The sequence below is a fragment of the Pseudodesulfovibrio sp. zrk46 genome (assembly GCF_012516435.1).
Classification (GTDB): Bacteria; Desulfobacterota; Desulfovibrionia; order Desulfovibrionales; family Desulfovibrionaceae; genus Pseudodesulfovibrio.
This window is the reverse complement of sequence record NZ_CP051216.1, coordinates 1,560,054-1,584,205: the sequence shown is the minus strand read 5'-3', so window position 1 is coordinate 1,584,205 and position 24,152 is coordinate 1,560,054. Positions and strand designations below refer to the sequence as shown.

20 protein-coding genes are annotated in these 24,152 nt (G+C 57.6%); 11 read left to right on the top strand and 9 right to left on the bottom strand.

The window, feature by feature from the left end; genetic code table 11:
• Window positions 1-144: 144 nt before the first annotated feature.
• A complete protein-coding gene (locus tag HFN16_RS07180; protein ID WP_168890106.1) occupies window positions 145-1,770 on the top strand; it encodes a flagellar hook-basal body complex protein in 1,626 nt (541 codons plus the stop codon).
• 63 nt (window positions 1,771-1,833) lie between these two features.
• On the opposite strand, the gene HFN16_RS07175 is transcribed toward HFN16_RS07180, so the two are convergent.
• Window positions 1,834-2,337: a thermonuclease family protein gene (locus tag HFN16_RS07175; protein ID WP_168890105.1), complete on the bottom strand. Its 504-nt coding sequence runs from the start codon at window positions 2,335-2,337 to the stop codon at window positions 1,834-1,836.
• Window positions 2,338-2,397: 60 nt separating this feature from the next.
• Between HFN16_RS07175 and HFN16_RS07170 the strand changes: the two genes are divergently transcribed.
• On the top strand, window positions 2,398-3,234 hold the full coding sequence (locus tag HFN16_RS07170; protein ID WP_168890104.1) for an MBL fold metallo-hydrolase: 837 nt from the start codon (window positions 2,398-2,400) through the stop codon (window positions 3,232-3,234).
• Window positions 3,235-3,625: 391 nt separating this feature from the next.
• Here HFN16_RS07170 and HFN16_RS07165 read toward each other — a convergent pair whose 3' ends face one another.
• A complete protein-coding gene (locus tag HFN16_RS07165) occupies window positions 3,626-3,877 on the bottom strand; it encodes a hypothetical protein (RefSeq protein WP_168890103.1) in 252 nt (83 codons plus the stop codon).
• Window positions 3,878-3,903: 26 nt separating this feature from the next.
• A complete protein-coding gene (locus HFN16_RS07160; RefSeq protein WP_168890102.1) occupies window positions 3,904-4,734 on the bottom strand; it encodes a phage capsid protein in 831 nt (276 codons plus the stop codon).
• A 345-nt stretch (window positions 4,735-5,079) separates the two neighbouring features.
• Here HFN16_RS07160 and HFN16_RS07155 point away from each other — a divergent pair, with 345 nt between their 5' ends.
• Window positions 5,080-5,361 (top strand): hypothetical protein, encoded by a 282-nt coding sequence (locus tag HFN16_RS07155; RefSeq protein WP_168890101.1) that lies wholly within the window; start codon window positions 5,080-5,082, stop codon window positions 5,359-5,361.
• Between the two features lie 47 nt (window positions 5,362-5,408).
• Here the strand turns inward: HFN16_RS07155 and HFN16_RS07150 are convergent, their stop codons facing one another.
• The 4 genes from HFN16_RS07150 to HFN16_RS07135 all read right to left on the bottom strand — a co-directional run bounded on the left by HFN16_RS07150 (window position 5,409) and on the right by HFN16_RS07135 (window position 9,372).
• Window positions 5,409-6,353 (bottom strand): asparaginase, encoded by a 945-nt coding sequence (locus tag HFN16_RS07150; RefSeq protein ID WP_247648468.1) that lies wholly within the window; start codon window positions 6,351-6,353, stop codon window positions 5,409-5,411.
• A gap of 139 nt (window positions 6,354-6,492) precedes the next feature.
• Window positions 6,493-7,002: a DsbA family protein gene (locus HFN16_RS07145; RefSeq protein ID WP_247648495.1), complete on the bottom strand. Its 510-nt coding sequence runs from the start codon at window positions 7,000-7,002 to the stop codon at window positions 6,493-6,495.
• 189 nt (window positions 7,003-7,191) lie between these two features.
• Entirely contained in the window at window positions 7,192-8,292 is a 1,101-nt protein-coding gene (locus HFN16_RS07140; protein ID WP_168890099.1) for an ABC transporter substrate-binding protein, read from the bottom strand.
• 3 nt (window positions 8,293-8,295) lie between these two features.
• Window positions 8,296-9,372 carry an ABC transporter substrate-binding protein gene (locus HFN16_RS07135; RefSeq protein ID WP_168890098.1) on the bottom strand — a complete coding sequence of 359 codons (1,077 nt, stop codon included), beginning with the start codon at window positions 9,370-9,372 and terminating at the stop codon, window positions 8,296-8,298.
• 168 nt (window positions 9,373-9,540) lie between these two features.
• Here HFN16_RS07135 and zupT point away from each other — a divergent pair, with 168 nt between their 5' ends.
• The 6 genes from zupT (at window position 9,541) to HFN16_RS07105 (ending at window position 15,330) form a co-directional block, all read left to right on the top strand.
• Window positions 9,541-10,371: a zinc transporter ZupT gene (gene zupT / locus HFN16_RS07130; RefSeq protein WP_168890097.1), complete on the top strand. Its 831-nt coding sequence runs from the start codon at window positions 9,541-9,543 to the stop codon at window positions 10,369-10,371.
• A 24-nt stretch (window positions 10,372-10,395) separates the two neighbouring features.
• Complete coding sequence (locus HFN16_RS07125) at window positions 10,396-11,760, top strand: DUF1566 domain-containing protein (protein WP_168890096.1); 1,365 nt, start codon at window positions 10,396-10,398, stop codon at window positions 11,758-11,760.
• Window positions 11,761-12,257: 497 nt separating this feature from the next.
• Window positions 12,258-12,575 carry a hypothetical protein gene (locus HFN16_RS07120; RefSeq protein ID WP_168890095.1) on the top strand — a complete coding sequence of 106 codons (318 nt, stop codon included), beginning with the start codon at window positions 12,258-12,260 and terminating at the stop codon, window positions 12,573-12,575.
• A gap of 1 nt (window position 12,576) precedes the next feature.
• Window positions 12,577-14,271: a portal protein gene (locus tag HFN16_RS07115; protein ID WP_168892284.1), complete on the top strand. Its 1,695-nt coding sequence runs from the start codon at window positions 12,577-12,579 to the stop codon at window positions 14,269-14,271.
• Window positions 14,261-14,485 (top strand): hypothetical protein, encoded by a 225-nt coding sequence (locus tag HFN16_RS07110; protein WP_168890094.1) that lies wholly within the window; start codon window positions 14,261-14,263, stop codon window positions 14,483-14,485. The genes HFN16_RS07115 and HFN16_RS07110 overlap by 11 nt, the downstream gene beginning before the upstream one ends.
• A complete protein-coding gene (locus HFN16_RS07105; RefSeq protein WP_168890093.1) occupies window positions 14,485-15,330 on the top strand; it encodes a hypothetical protein in 846 nt (281 codons plus the stop codon). The genes HFN16_RS07110 and HFN16_RS07105 overlap by 1 nt, the downstream gene beginning before the upstream one ends.
• Before the next feature lie 60 nt (window positions 15,331-15,390).
• On the opposite strand, the gene HFN16_RS07100 is transcribed toward HFN16_RS07105, so the two are convergent.
• Entirely contained in the window at window positions 15,391-16,176 is a 786-nt protein-coding gene (locus HFN16_RS07100; protein WP_168890092.1) for a transporter substrate-binding domain-containing protein, read from the bottom strand.
• 203 nt (window positions 16,177-16,379) lie between these two features.
• On the opposite strand from HFN16_RS07100, the gene rlmN reads away from it, so the two are divergent.
• Window positions 16,380-17,417 (top strand): 23S rRNA (adenine(2503)-C(2))-methyltransferase RlmN, encoded by a 1,038-nt coding sequence (gene rlmN, locus HFN16_RS07095; protein ID WP_168890091.1) that lies wholly within the window; start codon window positions 16,380-16,382, stop codon window positions 17,415-17,417.
• Window positions 17,418-17,585: 168 nt separating this feature from the next.
• Window positions 17,586-19,991 (top strand): hypothetical protein, encoded by a 2,406-nt coding sequence (locus tag HFN16_RS07090; RefSeq protein WP_168890090.1) that lies wholly within the window; start codon window positions 17,586-17,588, stop codon window positions 19,989-19,991.
• Window positions 19,992-20,074: 83 nt separating this feature from the next.
• On the opposite strand, the gene HFN16_RS07085 is transcribed toward HFN16_RS07090, so the two are convergent.
• Window positions 20,075-24,118, bottom strand: a complete 4,044-nt coding sequence (locus HFN16_RS07085) for a FecR domain-containing protein (RefSeq protein WP_168890089.1) — start codon at window positions 24,116-24,118, stop codon at window positions 20,075-20,077.
• Window positions 24,119-24,152: the final 34 nt, after the last annotated feature.

Sequence of the window (24,152 nt, the reverse complement as noted above, 5' to 3'; positions counted from 1 at the left end):
TATGCTGAAATAATATATCTTTTCATATGGCACACCCTTTGCTCATATCCCTGTCGAGAAGGAATCGGGAATTTTTTTCCGGGATTGGTCTCCCGGCACATTCCCAGGCCACATCCGGAAGGGTTACCCGGATTGGAGGACAGTATGAGTTTTTCAACAATGTACGTAGGCGCCACAGGTGTGGTGGCACACGGCGACAAGATGCAGGTGGTTGGCAATAATCTCGCCAACATCAGCACGGTCGGCTACAAGAGGGCGGACGCACGGTTCGCGGACCTCATGAGCACGACAGTCGCAGGTGCCAGCGCCCAGTATCAATCAGGCGCGATCCAAACCAGCCAGATAGGCAAAGGCGTGGGCATCGGAGAGATCCGCAGCATCTTCAATGAAGGTGGGCTGGAGAACACCGAAACAACCACTGACCTTGCCATCACAGGCAACGGTTTCTTTGGCGTGCGCAAGGTAGTCGGCGCAGATGTCGTTGCCACCGGAGCATCCCACTTTACCCGCGCAGGCAATTTCCGCTTCAACAATGACGCCTATCTGGTGGACCCGCACGGGTACCGCCTGCAGGGCTATTCCGTTGACCGCGAAACCAACGTCGTGTCCACTTCCCTCTCCGACGTTCAATTGCCCTACGAAGACGTTATCATCGACGGTCAGCAAATCCGTCAGGTGCGATCCGATCCAAAGATGACCTCGTCCATCGAGATGATCACCAACCTCGATGCCCTGGCCTCGGATCTGCACACCAGCACCAGCAATCCATTTTTCGCCATGCTCGATTCCTATAACGGCAATCTGAGCAACGCATCCACGCCGTTTGGCGACAGCCCGCCGGCCTATTCGTCCAGCCTGAATATTTTTGACGAGGACGGCAACACCATTGATATGACCGTCTACTTTGATCCGGTCAGCAGCAACACCATTTCCAACGCCACCCCGGGCTACAGCTACTGGGAATACGTCGTGGCCGTACCGGGAGACAATGACGGCACCAGCGCCTACGGCACCTCTTCCGCCGGACTAATGGGCCTTGGAGTTTTGACCTTCAACGGTTCAGGCGAGCTGGTCAATCACGCTGCCTACAGTTTGAACACGGCGAGTGGTGCGGGCGGCAAGAGTCTGGGAGCATGGCAGGCTGCCACATTCGACGAAGAAGGCCATCCACAGATGGCCATGACCTTCGGCAGCAACGGCTCGGCCATTGGTACAACCCAGACCATGTCCCTTGATTTCGGCCTCAACTCCACCACCGGCAGTTGGGTCTCCAATACGGGCACCCCTGCATCCGTGGGTGTGAATGCCAACAACCTGCTGGACCTGGCCAACGAAGAACGAGAAGTCCGCTCCTCCACCAGCTTCGACTCGGGCTCGGCCACCATATACCAGAATCAGGATGGTTACAGCTGGGGCTATCTCCAGAACACCAGCATCGACCGCGACGGTTTCCTGACCGGGCATTTCTCCAACGGTCAAAGCGAGAAGTTCTACCAAATATCGGTCTTCCGCTTCAACAGCGAATGGGGTTTGCGCCGGGTCGGTAACAACAACTTCGTCGCCACCGAGGCCTCTGGTAACGCCATCGCAGGCAAGCCGGACGAGGGCGGTCGAGGCACCATGCAGCAGAACACACTGGAGCAGTCCAACGTGGACATGGCGCAGGAGTTCGCCGACATGATCCTGACCCAGCGAGGCTATCAGGCCAACACCAAGGTCATCACCACGGCCGACACGCTGCTCAACACCACCATCAATATCAAGCGATAAAGAGCACCAATAAAAAAGCCCCGGCAACCAGAGTTGCCGGGGCTTTCCCTTTTTCTCGAAGACCTACTTCTTTCTGTGCGACTTGCGCCATTCATAAGGCGTCTGTTTCAGCCCGCCGCGCAGCCAGAAGCCGTTGCGCTTGGCGCGCGCCTCTTTCTCGGCACGCTCAAGCCGCTTCTGATATTTCACGTTGGGCTCATACCGCACCGCCAGCGCCAACCCGGCCCGCACCAATTCCTCATTGAGCATCCGCTTACCGCAATACACATAGGCAAGCAGACGGCCATACTTATCCTTGCGGCCTTTATCGAATTCCAAGGTAAGTTGTTTGCCGTAACAAAAATTCAGCGCATGGGATTTGGCCTTGGTGCCGTATTCCTGTCCCCACTCCGGCGCATCGATGCCGATGAGCCGGACTTCACGGGAGCGACCCTGGTATTCCACCCACATGGAGTCGCCATCAATGAGGTTCAGGAACAGTGCCTCTTCCGCCGCATTTGCCGGGGCGGACATGACAATCAGGGAAAACAACAGGAGAAGAGTGAAAAGTCGGTTGCGATTGGGCATGTGTCCGTCATATAGATTTTTGCAAGCAACTTCCAGATGCAAATATCAAAAGGACTTCCAATGGAACTCACATTTCTTGTGGACAACAATGCCCTGGGCGGCAAGCTCCTTCACGCCGAGCCAGCCCTTTCCATGCTCATCGCCGACGACGAGACGCGCGTGCTCATGGACGCCGGATACACCGACGCCTTCCTGAACAACGCCCGTCGCATGGGTATCGACCTGCTCGACATTGACCACGTCGTCCTTTCCCACGGCCACTATGACCACACCTGGGGACTCGACGCCCTGATCCGTCACTACTACGAAGCAGGTCGTCTGAAGCTCACCGTGCCCCACCCGACCCTTGTGGCCCATCCCCGTGTGTTCGAAACCAAATTTGATCCGAACGAGCCCGAGTTCGGCCCCCTCTTTTCCAAAGACAAGGCCCAACGGCATTTCAATCTGAAACTCTCTGCCGAGCCCCGCTGGATCACCAAGCGCATGCTTTTCCTCGGTGAGATCGAACGCCGTTTCGATTTCGAAGCGACCGCGCCATCCGGCTACCGCATGACAGCGGAAGGTTCCATCAAGGATGATCTGCTCGATGATTCTTCCCTCGTCTACGTCACCGACACCGGTCTCGTAGTCATCACCGGCTGTGCCCACGCCGGGGTATGCAACACCGTGGAGTACGCCCGTCAGGTCACCGGCGTCGACAAGGTTCGCGCCGTCATCGGCGGTTTTCATCTGCGCAACGCCAAGCCCGAACGCCTCGATCCCACCACCGATTATCTGGCCAATCTTGAGCTCGAAGCGCTCTACCCCTGCCACTGCACCGATCTCGCCGCCAAGATCGCCCTGGCCCGCAAGTGCCCTGTAGTGGAAGCAGGGTGTGGATTGAAGCTGGAGTTTTAGGAAATCAGATTGGGAGATCGGCCTTCGGCCTCCTATTATTAGATGATTTCGTCTATCTCTGCTGTCTACATCCGTAAAGCTTGAAGACTCGCTAACGGCTGAAGCCCGGCGGCCAAAGGGCTATAACCCTTTGGAAACCCATTCTGCGGCTGTCGCCGCTAGTTTATTCTATAGAAGTTGGTCCAAACCCGAAGCGCCCCGAGCGAAGCGAGCAACGGGATTCCAAAGGCCCTCGGCCTTCGGTGCCAGCTGCATAACCTGCCCCGCCGGCGAGGCGGCCCCCGGCAGGGTCGCCAAAGGCACCAACAATAAAAAGGGAGAGACTCCCCGATGGAGTCCCTCCCGTGTCCATGTCTGAAGGAAGATCTTTTAGTTAAAGGTTAATTTCGCTTTAGCTGCCGTTGACTACAGTCACGGCACCACTGGTGTTGGTGGCCACCAACAGGTCGATGGCATCGGCCTTGGTGGCACCGGAACAGACGATGATGATATCGCCGGTATCCAAGTTGTAGTCCTCCACGGCCTGATCAAAATAACCACTGACCGTGATGTCTGCGATGAGCTCGGAGCTCCGATAAGTAAAGAGCTGCTGCCCGGGCACACCGCCCATGAGACGCATGTCGTCTGCCTGATATCCTGCCATGTGCTTTCTCCTTTAGCTGAAGGTTGCTAGGCGATGACCGCGTCGTCGTCGCACTTGATTTCCACAATGCCTTCGGGATCGATGAGGCAGGCCCCTGCGGACAACATGTGGTCCACGAGATGGGCGGCCTTCTCCGGCACCCAGTCCACGAACGCCTTGATCTCCTGACCTTCGGCAAGCCCCATGGCGTTGCGATGGTAGATGAAACAGGAACGGATTCCTGCATCCAACGGCAGTCCGGTGTGGAACATCCAGGTGATGCCCAGCCAGGTGCGGGACTCGGTGCCCGCCAGCCAGGGATACTGCTCGCCGGAGAAATCGCTGGACTTGAACTCCTCGATGTTGAGCAGCTCATTCCACTGATGCGGACCGACCACGGCGAAACGATGACCGTCGTCAGCCACGTCGTTGGCGTTGAGGGTGCCGAAGGCCTGCAGAATCTTGTCCTTGGTCAGACCGGAGGACGCCTCGGCCACGATGTTGGATGCGCCGACCATTTTGCCGATGACGAGCTCGTCGATCTTGCGGCCCAGAGCCCATGCGCCTGCTTCGGCGGCCACTTTCTTTTCGTCCTGCTTGTCCTTGAGCTCATCGAGCTTGTCCACGTATTCGGCGGCGTACCAGTCGGACAGGGTGCAGGACACCGAGGAGTGGTTGAGGTTCATGAGAGGCACGTTGCCATGCCGGGTTTTCTTGCCTGCCGTGCCTTTGCCGACCTTCTGAAAGACGCACTTGGAGCCTTCCACGCCGGACTGCAGGCGCACGGTGTTGCGGATCTTGGACCCGCGCTGCTGATAGGACTGGTGCACCATCTCGGTGTACTCGGTCACAAACGAATTGGTGATCGTGGTGGACATATTCCACTCTCCTTGTTCACTCGCTATAGGGTTTCAACCAATCCGGGTGTCCGGCAGCGCGGTCTCACAGGGTGTCTGAATCCCTTGAACGGAACCATTCCGCAACAGGCTTTCAGGCCGTGAAACCTCACCACTCCGGGCCGGAGGGAGAACCCTAACCCCGACTTTTTCGCCGGGATGCGTACGGGTGCTGAGGATATGAATCGGGGCGTGAGAAGAATGAAATAAGGTGTTGACGGGGTGGCTACGAGAAGCCTCTGTGCAGGTGTTAAGAATCATTCAGCATGCACTAGAGCCATTCCCCATCAGCCTGACATGTGGCATGATGACAGCGAGGAGGCCGCCATGAAAAACGCCATCTTGATCGCCATAGCTTTAACCCTGTTGATCGCTTTGCCTGTTATGGCAGGAAGCGATGACTACACGACTCAACGGTCGAGTCAGAAACAAAGCTATCAGGACACGATCGCCAATCAGGCCTTGCAGCAATACTACAAGAACAATCCGGAACAATCGCCCAACTACACCGGCGCCTCCCAAAAGAAGGCCAGCAAGAAAAAAGGCAGCCTCCACCAACGAACGTGGGGAAGTGAAGACAGCGGCGAGACTTGGGGAACCAAGGAATAGATAACTAGAAAAGAAGAAGCCCGGCTCAGTGAGCCGGGCTTCCTGTATTACGCGTCTTCGAACATGTCCCGAATCTCGTCCGGGTTCGAGGTAAGACCGAGGGCACACATCAACCGGATGCGCGCCTTGGGGCCGCCGAGCCTTCCGCAGAGAATCGCACCGCGATCCTGCAGATCGGCACCGCCGCCTTCGTAACCGTAAATGGGCCAGACACCACCCTCGATACAGCGGGTGGCGAGAACCACCGGAATACCGGATTCCATGCAGTCCACCAGTCCGGGGACGACACCGGGAGGCACGTTGCCTGCGCCGAATCCTTCTATGACAATTCCTTTACTGCCAATGCTTCTTGCATGATCGATAGCCGATCGGTCCATTCCCGTATATGACGTAATGAGCGGCACGTTGAGCTCGATGGACTCAGGAGACAATTTGCGGCGCGGGGAATGGTGCAGAGGGCACCCGGCAAGGATGACGGACTCACCAGCAACGTACCCGACGATGCCTGCCTCGCGAGATTCAAAGGCGTCGACGTTGAGCGAGTTGACCTTGACCGCTTCACGGGCGGTGAAGATGCGGTCGGTCATGAGAACGCATGCTCCGGTGCCGGGAGGAATGGGTAGCAACACGGCGCGGACCGCGTTGATGAGATTGCGGATGCCATCGTAGCCGGACTCGGAGTAGTAGCGCATGCTGCCGGTGAGCACCACGGGCTTGTCCGAGTCGATGACGAGGTCACACATGTATGCGGACTCGGCCAGTACGTCGGTGCCGTGGAGCACCACCGCACCGAGCACCTGCGGCTCGGCCAGCACTCCCTGAATCTCTCTTGCCAGTCGAAACATGTCGGCAGGTGTCATGTGCGGACTGGGCTTGTCACACCACTCCACAGGTCGCAGACGGATGCCGTCTTCCTGCGGAGCGAGCTGGTTCAGCAACTTCTCGAAGTTACCACCTGGAGCCACGCCGTGCACTCCTTCGGCAGGAGACATTCCTATGGTTCCACCAGTGAAGAATACTACTATTTCTTTAAAATTCTCAGCACTATGCATCGTGTTGTTTTTCGTTGTGGTTGATTGTGGATAATACGCATCTTCTCACGAAGACATTGGCTGATAAACAGGCCCGCCGTTACTCTTCTACAAGGGAATCCAAGATCTCACGAAAGCGGTCTTCGGGGATGGCGCCAGTAATCATGGGCATGTCCTCGATGAAAAAAGCGGGAATGGCGGTGACGCCTGAATCCCTTGCTTCGAGACACCCCATACTGACCGCCTTCCGGTAACTCCCTTCCTTTAAAGCGGCTTCCATGGCATCCGGATCCAGCCCGGCATCTTGAGCCACATCACGCAGCACTTCCATGTCGCCGATGTCTCGACCATGGGAATAATACGCCTCAAACACCTTATGGTGAAACTCGTGATACCGCCCCTGACTCCGGGCGAACTCCGCAGCCTCCAGAGAGAGGCGCGTGTTGCTCAGATTGACTATGTCGCCAAAGTGGAGACCGTAGGGCTCACCACGGCGACGGCATTCAGAGGTCAGCTGCTGGATGTCAAAATACGTGAACAAGTCACTCAAAGGACGCCCCTCCGGCGGAGTTTCCGGATGGATCTCCTGAGGCACCCAAGTGTCCTCGATGTCATAGTCCTTCTTGAGCTTGTCGACAATACCCGTGCCGACATAGCAAAACGGTCAAACGAAATCCGAAAAAATCTTGATCTTGATCGGCATAAAGCCTCCTCGTTTTCGTTGCCAATACGTATTTATACCAGCGCACGCACCACGCGTGAAGCATCGAGGAGGCCTCTTTATCAAATAATAAAAGGACTAACGCACTTGTTCAAGTACTGCTTTAAGGGAGAAATCGTATTCTTTCACCTCTGGATTCAACACCTTAGAGAACTTTCGGAAGTCTATCTGCCCCCAGTCGTTGGTGCCGAAGTGATTGATGTAATCATCCACGTTTTCCCGTGTCAGCAACGAAAAACGGGAACGGCTAAGGGGTGACACAGCCACGCCGTGGATAAGATCATACAACATGACCAGTGCAAAACCGCCATCCATAAAGTGACCACCCGCAGAACCGGCCAATCGGCCGTCACGAATCAAGGGAAGCGCGACGTTCGACCAATCCACGCCGCCGACAATGATGTCTTTGCCCGGCACTTTTCCCCGCTCTCCCATGGCGTCCACTGCCCCCATGGCAATGAGGTCACTGGCCGCCCAGCACACCGACAGTTCAGGATAGCGGTCCATGAGTCGTAAAGCGAGATTATGCGCCTTGTCCCGACGCCATCCTGCCGAGACCGACTGAACCAGTCTCGCCTGCGGAAACTCGGCCACGGCTTTGCGTACCCCCTGCATCCGCAGGATTGAAGCAGCAGATTGGTCGTGACCACTAATAGCAGCAATCACAACACTTCCATCATTATCGAAAAGTTTCCGATCAACTGCCGATTGAATGAGTTTTTTCCCCAATATGTATCCAGCATGAACGTCATCTGGGAGGTACTCGAAAAGCCAGTTCTTGTAGTTTTGCCCCGGCATCCCCATACGGGTCCGCTCTTTGTGCAGAAAACTCTGATTGACGAAAATCGTCTTGATCCCCTGCTCTTCGCCCATGGCGAGCATGACCGCTCCAGAGCCACGAGCATCCATGCCGATGACGTAATCCGGTCGCCTGTCGCCCTTGTAAATAGTGCGGATATTCTCATCAATAAGCACATGGTTGCGCTCACCATAGAAAACCTTGAGCTCAAAGCCGAGGTCATCTGCTGCGGCCAGCATGAAATCGGTCATGAGGCCAAAAAAGGAATCATCCTGATAGCCGGGGTTAGCAAAGTAAACCAACGGCTTTTCCTGTGCCGAGGAAACTACCGGCAACAAACAGACAAGGCATACAAGCCACCCCAGAATAAACTTTGGCATATACTACTCCCCACGCAACTGCCGCAACACGGCTTCCAGACCAAAGTCATATTGCTTCATGCCGGGATTGTATTTCTTGGAAAAACGGGTGAAATCAATGGTGCTCCAGTCCTGCGTTCCGAACCGCTCCAAATATTCTTCCACATTATCCGGCGTGATCAATGAAAACTTGGACTGCATGCGCCGCTGTTCAAGCGCAATCCCGTGATACAAATCATACAGCATCACCAGCGCCCATCCACCATCCATGAAATGACCGCCCACGGTGGCGGCAAAACGCCCCGCCTTGACTTCATAAAGGGCAAACTTCGCCCAGTCGATTCCGCCCAGCACAGGCTTTGACCCCCAACCGCCGGGGAGTCGAGCCAGCGCCGTTTGCGCACCGCGCGCCATCACGTCACTTGCCGCCCAAATCACGGACGTGCCGGGATACCGCTGCATGACACCGTTCACGACCTTTTCGGCGTGGGCTTCTTCCCAGTAGGCAGGAACCACCTGCAGCAGATGGACCCGTCCCTCTTCTTCCACGGCCTGACGCAAACCCATTACACGCTGGGCCGAAGACCCGGTTCTGTAATTCCCACTGATGGCAACCACGGACACACCGGCACTTGGCAGCCCGCTTCCCCTGTTCCTTGCAGCCTGAATGAGAGCCTTGCCCAGCAGATAGCCGGCCTGTCGGTCGTCAGGAAGATACTCAAGAATCCAATTGGACAGTATCTCTCCCGGTCCACCGAAGGCATCACCATACTCTCCGTTCAAACCTTCATTGATCAGGGCGACATGCACCCCCTTGTCTGCGGCAAGCCGAAGCAGTTCACCCCCTGCATCCTTTTCATTGATCAGAATGAGATGCTCGGGAGGATCAGGGCGATTCAACAGGCGCAAACCTTCATCACGCATCTTGAGATGATTGCGGTCGCAATAGACTACTTCCAATTCCACGCCGAGATCATCGGCTGCCGCCTGCATGAAGGAGGTCATCATGCTGAAGAACTCATCATCCTTTCCACCGGGATTCAGGAAAGTCGCGGACATCCTGTCTGATGCCCATGCGGACGAGACAGCAAAGTACGCCATAAATACGAAAAACACTCCCGCCACGAGCGTGGCACGAACACACATGAAAGATCTGAAAGGAGCGCATTTCATAACATTCCTCATATCACACCCCGCCTACTCGCCGCCAGTAAAAGAAAATCCTCAAGCAGGTAGCACAACCCCACCATTTTCAGTATATATGCCTACATGGATATGCAAACCGTACTTTTCGCCTTTGGCCTCACCATATTCGCGGGCCTGTGCACAGGCATTGGCTCGGCCTTCGCCTTCTTCTCCAAACGGACCAACACCAAGTTCCTGTCCCTTGCGCTCGGCTTCTCTGCTGGCGTCATGATCTACGTCTCCTTCTGGGAGATCGTGCAGAAGGCCAATCACGCTCTGACCGCAGAACTCGGCGACGTCACGGCCCAATGGGTCACCGTCGCCTCCTTCTTCGGCGGCATCGCCCTCATCGCGATCATTGATAAATTCGTACCCAGCTACGAAAACCCCCACGAAATGCACTCCATCGAAGAAATCGACGCGGGCAAGGATGCACTGCCCAACGACGAGACCCACAACTTCGACAAACTCAGGCGCATGGGCGTGTTCGCGGCCATTGCCATCGCCATCCATAACTTTCCCGAAGGTCTGGCCACTTTCACCGCGGCCCTGACCGACCCCAGCCTCGGCATCGCCATTGCCGTTGCCATCGCCATCCACAACATCCCGGAAGGCATCGCTGTTTCCATCCCCCTCTACTACGCCACGGGCGACAAGAAGAAGGCGTTCCTCTACTCCTTCCTCTCCGGCCTGTCCGAACCCATAGGCGCGCTAGTGGGATACCTGATCCTCATGCCGTTCTTCACCCCGGTCATGTTCGGCGTGCTCTTCGCGGGCGTAGCGGGCATCATGGTTTTCATCTCGCTGGACCAGCTGCTTCCCGCTGCCGAGGAATATGGCGAGCACCACCACTCCATCTTCGGTCTGGTTACCGGAATGGGAGTCATGGCACTTTCGCTTCTTCTTTTCCTCTAGCCGGAACTACGCTACAACCGTCCCATGAAAATAGGACGTTATGAAATCAAAGGCCTGCTCGGTCGCGGCGGCATGGGTGCGGTATACAAAGCCGCCATGCCCGTCACTGGCCGCATCGTGGCCCTCAAGGTGCTCAAGCCCGCAGAAATCATGGAAGACCTCGTGGGCATGGACAAGCTCACCTCCATGTTCCTCAAGGAAGCCGCCACCATGGCCTCCATTTCTCACGCCAACATCGCCTCCATTCTGGACGTGCATGACGGCTCGGACAACGATCTCCCGTTTTTCACCATGGAATATTTCTGCGGCAACCTCGGCGTGCTGATGGGCGAGACCTACGAAGTGGAGCAGCCTTCCCGTCGGCTTGGCGTGGAAGCCTCCCTGCACATCGCCCGCGAGATGCTCGCCGGGTTGGATCGTCTTCATTACGAAGGCATCATCCACCGCGACATCAAGCCCTTCAACGTCATGCTCGCCGAAGACGAAGGCGGCACCGGCCACGTCAAGCTCATCGATTTCGGTCTTTCCAAGCTGCGCGGCGAGACACAGGACGGCCCCAAAGGCATGGTGGTGGGCTCCCCCTATTACACCGCGCCCGAACAGGAAGCCGATCCAGACTCTGCCGATGCCCGTTCCGATATCTACTCCGTGGGCGTCACCCTCTACCGCATGCTCACGGGAGCGCTCCCTGCAGAACGCGCCGCCGACCGCCGTCCCATCTGCGAGATTCATCCGGACCTCGACTGTAAGTGGGACGAGATGTTTGCCAAGGCGCTCGCGCCCAACCCCGACGACCGGTATCTCGACGGCCCGTCCATGATCGAAGAACTCGACCGCCTCGAAGCCATCTGGACCGAACAGAAAGACGCTGTCTGTTCCGGCGCAGACCTGCTCCTCGAGCCCGCTCATCATGACGCCGACTGGCGACCCCGCGCGACCCCCACCAAGGTTACGCTCAAGGCGGCCCGCGACACCTTTGATCTCGACGATCTCTGGCGGCCCAACCAGTATGCCCTCGGCAAATTCACGGACAACGAGAATTTCACCATCACTGATCGCGTCACCGGGCTTGTCTGGGAGCAGTACGGTTCCCGCTATCCCCTCACCTGGGATCGCGCCCACGCCCATGTGGATCGGCTCAACAAGAACGCCTACGGCGGACACACCGACTGGCGATTGCCCACCATTGACGAGCTCATCACTCTGTTCACTGGTTCCACCGAGCCCGGCGATTTCTGTCAACAGTCCGCTTTTGATCCGCAAAAGGCGCGGCTCTGGTCCGCAGATACCAAGGCGTTCACCGCCGCATGGTATGCCGATGCCCAGCTCGGGTTCGTCGCGTGGCAGGACCGGACGTGTCGGTTCTTTGCCAGAGCTGTGCGCGGGTAGAGACTGAGAAGAAGGAGAGGAAGCCGCTGCGCGGCGATTGTCAGGTGATTTCGCCTCCGGCGGCCAAAGGGTTCTGACCCTTTGGAATCCCATTTTGTTTGAAATAGTTCGGCCGAGACATCCCCGAAATTGAGAAGGGATGACTCGGCCGAACTATTTCAAACGGTAGCCCACGCCGCCCCTTCCGGCATTCGACCGCAAGAAAATGTGTTGCGGCGTATTGAACAGAACTCCACATAGTTTTCTCGCGCGCCCTCGAGCGAAGCGAGCGACAGGATTCCAAAGGCCCTCGGCCTTTGGCAGGTGCAGGACAGCGTCCTGCCCGTCGGAGACGCCCTCCGGCGAGGAGGTCCCCGGCAGGGCCGCCGGAGGCCACCCTGTCAACACCTTATTCTATCCCCATCACACCCATCCATCCCCTGCTGATGCCCATTAACGTCCTTGGTTGAAACACCGGGTCTATGCTCCTGCAAAACCATTTAACAGGAGGAATTCCAATGGGCGGAGCAATGGACGTAGTTCAAACCGCAATCGGGTTCATGGGTGGCGCCATGGGCCAGCAACCGAAACAGGACACGTCTTCGCGAGCAGCCGACCTTAAGGCGGAACGCGAGGCACAGGAAGAACAGCAACGACAAAAAGAGGCCGAAGAACGCAAACGTGAACGGGAAAAGGTCACGGAAGCGCGCGAAGCAGAAAAACGGCGTGAAGCGGCCAAGGTCAATGGCGGCTCTACACTGACCAAAGGCGGCATCGGCATCATCGACGAACCGGAACTGCGCAATCCGGCACTGAAGGAGAAATTCGGTGAGTAGAATGGAAAGCAAGGAACTGGCGCGCTCCCTGCTGCAACGATTCGAGGGACTGGAGGAAACCCGCCAGCCATGGGTCGGCACTTGGCAGGAGCTGTGCGAATACATGCTGCCGAGAAAGAATACGTTCACGTCGAGCGGATTGCAGCGCGGCAGCAGCGGCGACGAGCGCATCTTCGACTCCACGCCCATGTATGCGCTGGAACAACTGGCATCGAGTCTGGGCGGCCTGCTGACCAACCCGGCCATGCCGTGGTTCGACATTCGGGTGAAGGACACGAAACAGGGCGATGACAAGGCGGTACGCAGCTTCCTCGAACAGACCCGTGATCGCATCACCGGACTGTTCAACAGTGAGCGCACCGGATTCCAGAGCAACGTGCATGAGCTGTATCTGGATATCGCCCTGCTGGGCACGGCGGTGATGTACGTGGAGGCTGACCCGGAATCCGTGGTTCGGTTCTCCACAAGGCCACTGGGCGAAGTGTACGTGGCCGAGTCCAGCCGCGGCGTGGTGGACAGCGTGTACCGCAGGTTTGAGATGACCGCGCGACAGGTGGCCCGGGAATGGGGTGCCAGTTGCTCGGACGAGATGCGCAAGAAGTCGGAGGACAAACCGGACGCGAAGGTGGAAATCCTGCATGCGGTCTTCCCGAGGACTGACCGCGATCCGTTCGGCATCGGCTCGGTCAACTTCCCGTATGGCTCCATCTATCTGGAGATCGACACCGAAACCGTGCTGGAGGACTCCGGCTATCTGGAGATGCCCTACCTTGTGCCGCGATGGGCCAAGGCTGCGGGAGAAACATACGGACGCGGGCCGGGGCTGACGGCTTTGTCGGATACGCGTGTGCTGAATGCAATGGCGCGCACCGCATTGATGGCGGCGGAGAAGATGTCTGACCCGCCGCTCATGGTGCCGGATGACGGTTTCCTTGGTCCGGTGAGGTCTGGCCCGGGCGGACTGTCATACTACCGAGCCGGATCAAGCGACCGCATTGAGCCGTTGCCTGTGCGCGTTGACCTGGCAGCCACCGAAAACATGATGGAACAACGCCGCGAGTCCATCCGGCGCATCTTCCTTGGCGACCAATTGAAACCGGAAGGCCCGGCTGTGACCGCCACTGAGGCGGTCATCCGACAGAGCGAGAAAATGCGCGTACTCGGCCCAGTATTGGGGCGTTTGCAGACAGAACTGCTCAGCCCGCTCATCAAGCGTGTCTTCAACATCATGCTGCGTGCGGGCGAACTGCCCCCCTTCCCGGAAGGGCTGACGCCCGACGACATCGAGGTGCGATACACCTCGCCTGTAGCCCGCGCTCAAAAACAGTACGAAGCGCAGGGACTGCCGCAGGTCATGCAGTACCTCTCGCCGCTGGTGGGCAATGGCGACCCCATGGGGCTGCTGGACAACTTCGATACCGACCGCGTGGCCCGTCATGTGGCCGAACTGTTCGGCACTCCCGCCGACTATGTGAAGTCGGAAGAAGACGTCGCTGTCGTGCGGCAATCCAGACAGCAGGCGCAGGGTGAGGAACGTATCAACCGAACCATCGCAGAGCTGGCAGGCGTGGCCAAGACATTGTCCGAGGCATACACGGACCGCCCCAACGCGCTGACAGAGCTGTGGGGCATGCTGACAGCAAAACCGCCCGCAGCCAAGGCCGGCAGCCCGCAGGAGACGCCTCATGCTGATTAGCCCGCTGGAACTGCACCGCGCCTACAAGCGCATCTTCGACACTCCCGACGGCATGGCCGTCATGGACGATCTGGAAAAACGGGGCTGTTTCCTGCGCTCCACCTTTTCCACGGACCAGGGACGCACCGAGTTCAACGAAGGCCGCCGCTCTCTGGTGCTACACATGAAGCACATGTGCGACGAAACCAACTTCATCAATAAGGATCACGAATAATGGATACAAAACTTATGCAAAAAGAACAGGACTGGCAGATGACCCTGCCCGAGGAATGGACCATCAAACAGATCGGCGAGGACGGCAGGGAACAGGAAATCCCCCTGCGCGACCATCCTGCCCTCAAACGATACAAGACCAAGGACGAGGCCGTGAAGGCGCTGGTTCATGCCCAGCGCATGCTCGGCAAGACACCCGAAGGCTACGTGCGTATTCCCGGTGCTCAGGAGAGTGACGAACTGCGCGACGCCTTTTTCGCTGCGCTGGGACGCCCCACCGATGCACAGGGGTATGCATTCCCGGACATCGACCTGCCCGAGGGCTATGAGATGCAGGAGGCCATGATTGAGGGGTTCAGGAACACTGCCTTTGAGCTGGGTCTGACTCCTGATCAGGTGGCAGGCCTCTACCAATGGTTCGTGCCGCTGGTGCTGGACACCCACCACGGGCTGAAGGCCGAGGCCGACAAACTACGCGATCAGGAGCTGGAGTCCCTGCGCTCAGTTCATCGCGCCGAGACGCCCCGCATGCTCGACACAGCCCTGCGCGCGGCCGAGGCCATCGGCGGCAAGGAACTGCTTCATGCGCTGGACTCCACCCGCGCTGGCGATCGTGCCGCGGTCATCAGCGCCTTTGCCAAGATCGCCCCGCTGGTACTGGAGAGCGGCATGCGCTCCACCGGCTCGGGCTGGGGCGAGGAGCTGTCCCGCGAGAAACTGCGCGAGATGATGCAGGACCCGCGTTACCACGATCCTCTCAAGCGCGACCCTGAGTTCGTCAGCAAGGTGCGCAAGGGCTTCGAGGCTCTCTTCCCCGGCGACTATGTGCCGGGCAGCCGAATCTAAACTCACAAAAAAGGCCGGAGATGCATCATCTCCGGCCTTACATTTTTCTCTCTTATTCAACTAGTTCTCGTTCTCGTGGGGCAGCTTCACCCACGGATCATACTGAGAGAATATCTTTTTATACTCGTCGGTCTGCTTGTACCGCTCCAGCTCCTTGGAGAAGCGGTCCACGAATACCTTGTCCACCCTTTCCTTGCTGAAAATGACGTAGAGCGGCTCCTCTTCCAGCACACTATCCAGCAGAGGAATGGCCTTGTCCTTGGCGTGGAGTTGTTCGAGGATATACATGCCGGGAGCCAGATCTTCGAAGACGAAGTCTACACGGTCGTCCAGCAACAGATGAAAATTAGTAGTGGGATCAGCAGCATACCGGATGGTCGCATGCTTCTCGGCATAGGCAACGATCTCCGGCGGATAGTGAAACCCCTTGACCAGACCAATGCGGCGGCCATTCAGGTCTTCCAAAGAGCGATACCTCAGCACCTTCCGCCTGTCCGTCTTGACGAAGAACACCCTGTAGGCAGTGGTCAGCGGCTCATCCGGATACCAGGCATACTGCTCGCGTTCGCTTGTCTTCACGGCAGTAAGCGCCAGATGGTCGTCACCGATACGGACATTGTTCAGGCACCGCTCCCAGTTGGCAGAAACCAGTGAACACTCACCATGCCCCATGCGTTCAAGGACCGCCTTTGCAGCCTTCACGCAGATACCCTCTATCTGGTAATTTTCCTTGTATTCATAGGGAGGCCAATCATCCACGCACATCTTCAACGGCTCGGCGGCATGCGCCGTGAGCCCCAGAAAAACAAGAAAAATGAAGAGAGTCGCCCACAAAAATCGTCCCATTAACAACCGATAGCATAAACCTCTACCAGATCAAATGATAAATCACTTATTTCTATACCGTTTCCAACCATGCACCACCTGACTGGTTCAATCCAATCCCCTCGCCAAGGGCCGCTCCTTGTGGCAAGCTGAGGCTGCGGCACCACGACTGACCGAAATCCTGCCCTTGACACCGCCGCCCAATGCCCTACAAGGAACGCGCTATGCAAAACCTCATCGAGCTGAATAAGAACGACCTGGAAGCCTTTGTTGTCGAAGACCTGAAACTCCCCCGATTCCGGACGGAGCAGATCTGGCAATGGCTCTGGCAGAAACGCGTGCGCGACATCGACGGCATGACCAACCTTTCCAAGCCGCTTCGAGAACAGCTCAAGGGCATGGCCAATATCGTCTGGCCGGAGATCGCCAAGGTCCAGCAATCCAAGGACGGCACCATCAAGTTACTGCTCCGCATGACGGACGGCGCGCTCATCGAGACCGTGCTCATCCCCATGCAGGACCGCTACTCCCAGTGCCTCTCCACACAGGTGGGCTGCGCCATGGCCTGCACCTTCTGCAACACCGGCAAGCTCGGCTTCGAGCGCAACCTGACCTACGGCGAAATCATGGGGCAGATTCTGGTGGGCCGCCAATATCTTGAGGATCAGGACATGAACCCGCTCAAGAACCTCGTGTTCATGGGCATGGGCGAACCGCTCCTGAACCTCGACAACCTGCTCAAGGTGCTCCACGACCTGCCCTGCGAGCGCGGGCTCTCCCTTTCCTGGCGTCGCTCCATGGTCTCCACCGTCGGCTTCCCCGACAAGCTCAAGATCCTCGGCGACCTCGAAGTGGCCTTGCCTGCCATCTCGCTCCACGCTCCGACGCAGGAGCTGCGCGCCAAGATCATGCCCAAGGCCGCCAAGGTCCATCTGGACGACCTCATGCGCTGCCTGAACAACTATCCCATGCGGCCCCGTGAGCGGATAACCTTCGAGTACCTGCTCCTCAAAGACGTCAACGACTCCCTTGAGCACGCAGACCAGCTGGCCAAGCTCATCAACCGCAAGAAGGGCAAGATCAACCTCATCGCCTACAACGCCACCGAGGGCATGCCTTACGAGGCCCCGGACCGCGCACAGGTCGAGGCATTCGAAAAGCGCCTCTGGGACCACGGCCTCACCGCCTTCATCCGCCGCTCCATGGGCTCGGATATCAAGGCCGCCTGCGGCCAGCTCAAGGCCGGCGAAATCAACAAATAGAGAGCCCTCTCTACCTCTCTGTCCACACCCGCATCGTTCACTCACCCGAGTGAACGACTACAGGACTTGACGTCATTTTTCACGGGCGTATATATTATATATGTCAGAATGCCATTATTGGCGTCTTTTTGGCTGACCAGGGACGGTCGGCTCTGGCGGGAGTAGACAATGTCTGTAACCGACTTCATCGTGGCTGGCCCGGCTGGTCATGTGACGGCGGGACCTGCGGGATCGTTTAAGGCAGGTGAGGCAGGACGTGTGATTACGGGCGAGCCCGGCCACGTTCCTATCGACACCACACCTGCGCATGTTCCCATCGATACATCCATGGCGAGAATACCGTATGCCGCACCCACTGGCGGCACAGGCGGTGGTGCGTTCTCCGGCGTCGGCACATCCGGCGGCGGTGGAGGCGGTGGTGCGACCGGCGGTGGCGGCTTTATTGGCGCCATGGGCGGTGGCGGTGGCGGCGGTGGAGGCGGCGGCATGGCCGGCGGCTCATCTGCAGCCCACATCGGCGGTGGCGGCGGTGGCGACACGGCCAAGGACAACACCGGCGGTGGCGGCGCTGGTCAGGCCACAGGTGCAGGCAGCATCGGCGGCGGTGGAGGCGGCGGAGTCGCTACCTCCAACACAGGTGGCGGCAACTTCATCGGCGGCGGCAATGTTCCTGCTTCAGTCGAAGCGGGCAGACCTCCCATCTCCCCCAGCACCGGAGGCGGTGGCGGCGGCGGAGGCGGCGGTGGCGGCCCCATCGAATCGCCCGGACACAAGCCTGCCGATACCGTCGGACAGGTTCCCATTGCCCCGAGCCTCGGCATGCAGCCCATCTCCCCGGCAGGTCGCGTCCCCATTGCGCCTACGGTCGGCTTTTCCATGCCCACCCTGACGGGAATCGTCCCCATCACACCCGGCGGACAGATTCAGGCCATGCGATCCACTACGCCTCACGGCATGTACTTTGGCCACACCCAGCACTGGCCAAACGACGTCCTGCACCACAACACCCACTCGGCGGGATTCAACCCCAAGCACGTCAACATGGCCCCGTGGATTCCCACCATGGACGGCTATGAAGAACCGTATCACCCGGAAGTGGATTTCGTCGGGGACGACGGCCGCGCCACGGGCATCGACATGTCCTCCACCTACAACCTGAACATCGATCAGGCGCAGGATATCGAGAACATGCACACGACCTCCTACAAGGAGAACGTGGACCGCTCCATGGACCAGTCCATCAACCCGATCATCCACAACAAGGAAGTGAACACCACGGACAACGCCATGGATTACTCCACGGCCGTCACGCAGGACCTGAGCGAGCATATGGACACGCAAAATGCCACCCACATCTCGCAGGTAACGAACCAGCAGAACATCGTGAACAGCGACCGGCAGGTCAACAACCAACAGGACAACTCCACGAACTTCGAAAACACGGAGAACCGCAACATCAACGTGGAGAACGAAAATACTGAGGTAAAGCAGGTTGACGCGTCGCAGACCAACAACGAGACCAACGTGACCGACCGGTCCGAGATGGACAACTCCTCTGTGGAATACGAGACCAACAGCGATCAGAATATCCATTACGACAACTCGGTCCATCAGACCGAAGACCACTCTACCTCCACCAACGAGACTCACCAGACCAATTTCAATCAGGTAGACAACTCGGTTCTCGAGCAGAACGAGAACAAGCAGTCTGTCATCGACTCGAACTACGAGACTTCGGTTACCTACGACGACACCTACATCAGTCAGAACGACAATTCCAAGACCGTTCAGACCGACACCGACTTCATCAACCGCACCGAAGACAACTCCGAAACGACCTATGCCTCGGACAACGACGTTATCTTCACCGAGCAGCGTAACTACAACGAGGTCAACACCGAGAACCACGTTGCCGAGAATGACAACTCGAGTCACGTCGAGAAGGACCTCCACTACAACTACACCCAGCAGGACAACTCGGTGGACAACTTCGTGGACAATAACTCCACGGTCATCAACGAGCACAGCGAGCTGGAATTCTCCTACAACATTCAGTCCGAGAACAACTTCGACCAGTCACGCATTATCGATCAGTCCACCAGGTTCGTGTACGTGGATCAGGACAACTCCAAGGAGACGTTCGTCGACAACGTCACCAACAACATCATAGACAACAACGAACTCTCAGTCGTCTACAACACCTCCTCGGAGAACAACTTCGATCAGTCGCGTATCATCGACCAGTCCGCCACCTTCAATTTCGTGGACCAAGACAACTCGGTGATCAGCTATGTGAACGACAACGACACCACATTTGTGGACACGGACAACACCACCATCGCGTTCCCCGAGACCCGCATCATCGAGGCGGACAACTCCAACAACGTGGAAATCAATAACGACTTCAATCAGGTGGAGGTCGACAACTCCGAGACCAACTATGTGGACGCCAGCCAGATGAGCGTGGTGAACATCGACAACCCCACCTTCAACATGGACCTGTCCCAGAACCTCACCATGACCTTCCAGGCACCGGAACGGGTCGGCGGCGACCTCATTATTGGCAACGCGTAAGCACTGACCCGAGACAGTCTATTGCACACAAAAAAGGCGCCCCTCATTTGAGGGGCGCCTTTACTTGTTCCAAATAGATACCACTAGCTCATGTAGATATCCGTGGCGTCGATGTCCTCACCATTCTCGATGGTATAGAGGGCGTCTTCACCACCGGAAGACACACCGTTGCTGTCGTAGTAGAACTCATGGATGGTCGAAGTGTTCACGTAGACGAACTGCTCCTCAGTCGTTGTCAGACTGGCACAGGTGCCGGTGGACATATACGTGGCCGCCTCGGCGTCATCGGTAATGACAGTATAGCGATCAGAGTACTGATCCAGTGTCTGTCCGCCGGATTCGTACAAGAAGTCGGCTGCCATGAACTGGAGCTTGTCCGATTCAGTGGTGGTATTGAAATCCGTAATCGTGTCCTTGGCTTCGGACGGGAAATCCATATGGAAGGTGTCGTTTCCGGTCCCGCCTGTCAGGACATCGTTACCGTCATCACCCTTCAACAGATCTGTTCCGGCTCCGCCCAGAAGCGTGTCGTTGCCGTCACCGCCTGTGAGTTGGTCGTTGCCGTCGCCGCCGTCAATTTTCACAGCCGCGTTCCAGGAGGAAATCACGTCATCTCCACTGCCACCTTCAATAATGACAGTGTCATTGGTCGAGTTCCAGCTGGAATAACTCGATAACGATGCCGAGCTCAGATCAAGGCTGTTCACGCCACCCGAATCCGTGATCAGCAAGGTGTCACTGCCGGCATCTCCGGAGTCGCCAAACAGGGAGGTCAAGCCGTTGAGGAACGTGTCCATCCCAAAATCCAAAGTGGCTTTGGTATTGGCAGCCAACTCCAGCTCTTCAATGCTGGTTTGGGTATTGGATGCCTCGAACGAGGTATCAGACTGAATCAGGAAACGATCGATGCCGGAGGCGCCACCATCAAAGGAGGAACCGCCCTGCACATCGCCGGTGAAGGCGAACGTATCGTTACCCGCACCGCCGTCCACGACATTGACGCCGCATTTGGCATTGATGAAATCATTGCCGCTGCCGCCGGTAATATTGTCGTCACCATAGGAGCCTGTGATCTGAAAAGCGCCATCGGTCTCGGCAGAGCCGTCAAAGATCATGGACGATGCCGCTGTGGCGTCGATGATCAGCGTCGCGCCGGAGGAAACCATGTCATTCCCCTGTACCGTCTCGTAGACGCTGCCGCTTCCCTGGAACTTGATATATTCCATATTCTTCACAAAACCCATGTCATTGTCGTTGGAAGCGTTGTCCGTGATGTAGAGGGAGTCGTTCCCGACGCCGCCGTCAATGATGTCTCCGTAAACGACGTCACTGCCCATTTTGAACAGATCATCACCGGCGTTACCAATGATATCGCCGGCACCAAGGGCCATTTCAAACGTATCGTTACCCGAACCGCCCCACAGGGAATCATTGCCCGCAGCAGCGATAAACTTGATGCCGTCGGTTTCGTTTGCTCCATTGAAAAAGAGAGAGCCTGTGGCAGAGGAATAATCAACGACAAGAGTCTTGCCTGACTCGATCAGGTTGTCAGTGACGCTCGAGACATTCATGGACGTGGTAAACTCCAAGGACTCGATACCGGACACATTGGTAAAGGAACCGGAGAAGCTGCCAGTGGTCAACGAGTCGTCACCAGTACCGCCAACCACGGTGTCATTGCCGTCAAAGCCCGTACTCATGTCGAACTTGTCGTTGTCATCGCCACCATCCAGCGAGTCGTTGCCGCCGTTGGATTCGATTTCATCATTACCCTTACCAGCGGTGATGTTGTCGTTGTAAACGGACCCGCCAATGGAGTCATTGCCGGTGCTGCCCGTGATGTTGATGACATCGTAGCCCGCTTCCCAGTTGGTAAAAGTCGTGTCCTCAAGGCTGATGTCGCCGCCATTCTCCGAGATAATAATATTGATCGTCTCAGTGGTGGTATTGGCGGAGTTGACCGCGATATAGGGATCGGAGTTGTCCGGTCCGAAATCGGTAAAGTCACCGGTTTCAACTGTGACCGATGCGCCGTTGTCCTTGAAGTAAAAACCTTCAATCCCCGTAACCGAAGCCAACCCGGTCAGATCGTTGGTGCCGGTTCCCCAGATCTCGATAACATCCGTATCGTCTCCACCGTCAACCACAACGTTGGACAGGCTGGACGCATCATGAAATTTGAAGCGGTCGTTTCCGGCTCCTCCATACAGGGAGTCCGTACCTCCGCCGCCACCCCAGATGAGATCGTCGCCGTCATTGCCATACAGGGCGTTGCTGTCGGAAGAACCCCAGATGGTGTCAGCCTCATTGGAGCCGTCTACATTTTCAATGGTGTACAGCTTGTCCGTGATCGTAGGATTGCCGACAGGGTATTGGGCCTGCTCGGAGCCGAGATTCACACTCACGCCTTCGGTGAACGAAAGATAGGAGATCATGTCGTTCCCACCTTCGCCGTAGTAATCATCACCGTTGGCGCTGGCAAAAAAGGTATCGTCACCGAGGCCGCCATACATGGTGTCGGACGCATCGCCGCCCGTAAACTGGTTGGCGTTGTCATCGCCGGTCATGGTGTTGGCCTGAGTGGAAGAGCCTATGACGTTGACCACTGCGGAATCAATGGAGGATCGCGTGGTGGAGTCGTCAGTGGTCTCATAGTAAGAAGGAGATTCGGACAGATTCACCGTCAAGGCAGAGGAATAGGAAGCCAGACTCAGGGTCGAGTTGTCCACAACCACAGGGTCGTCATCGGTGGTGTCATCTTCCTCGCCCTCATCACCACCTGTGGCAGCAGCGGGCGGAGGAGGCGTTGTGCCATCGTCGCCGCCCTCAATGATGCCGTCCATGCCTTCAGCAGCTCCGTCGCCGGATTCGCTGTCTGCACCGAAATTCTGAACCACATCTTCGCCGCCGCCTTCTTGAGCGTCATCATCGGGATCATCATTGGGTTCAGCCCCATCATCACCGGTGTCGTCGCCATCGTCTTCCTCGTCCTGTCCACCATCAGCACCAAAATCACGGGTGCTGAGTTCTTGCTGTTCGGCCTCGAATTCAGCCCTTGCAGCCGCAGCTTCCTGCGCCTCCCGGGCGGCAATGGCTTCTGCCTCTGCCCGAGCAGCAGCGGCGGCCTGTGCAGCGGCCTGGGCTTGTGCGGCAGCTTCGGCGGCAGCCTGTGCAGCAGCGGCCTGAGCAGCAGCTTCGGCCTGCGCGGCCTTGGCAGCGGCCTCGGCAGCGGCAGCTTCAGCAGCAGCCTGCGCGGCGGCTTCGGCAGCGGCGGTGTCTGCGGCGGCCTGCGCGGCCAGTTCGGCAGCCTGCGCGGCTGCGGCCTGGGCAGCGGCTTCCGCTTCAGCGGCAGCCTGGGCGGCGGCATCGGCGGCAGCCTGGGCTTCGGCTTCTGCATCGGCAGCAGCCTGGGCCTCGGCCTCGGCCTGTGCAGCGTCTTCGGCAGCCTCTTCGGCAGCGGCCTGTGCTTCATCAGCCTCGGCCTGTTCCCGCTCCGCCTCTTTCTGTGCCTCGGTCTTGCCCTCAGCATCGCGGTAAATGGGGACGCCCTGCTCCAGAGCGCGAGAGGAAAGCTGTTGGAGATTGCTCAAAACATGAGCCGGCGCCCTACCGACACCAGAGAGACTATCTGGCGTGGCGGAAAGCCCTTCGCCATCCTGCGACATGACCCGAGCCTGACCGCCCGAATGGGACTGGACCACCACCGGACGATCCACAAAATCCAAGAGCACCACTTGTTCGGGCGCACCGGGCGTGATGTCCGCACCCACCGTGGTGCCTCGAATACCGATGGTGGTACTGGGCGTGTCAATACGGAACCCTTCCGGGTTCATATCCACGATCTCACCGGTCACCGAACGGAAGGTACCCTCGAGGAGCTCCATGGTCATCTCGCCCGCGTCCTGATCGGGATCAAAGACGTAATCGTCGAGATGGACCTTAGAATTAGGCCCCTGAGAAAGGATGGCCCCGTCATTGAAAAGAATCTCCACTGCGGATTTACCCTCAGTGGTAATCACGTCGTCGTTGTATATGGGACTGCCCACGGCAAGTTCGCGAGCGCCGGACGGGCCCTCGGCAACTGCCTCACCGTGAAGGATGGTAATTTCGCCTATTGCTTCTGGCATGAATGTTCTCCCCCCATTTCATACAGTAATAGGA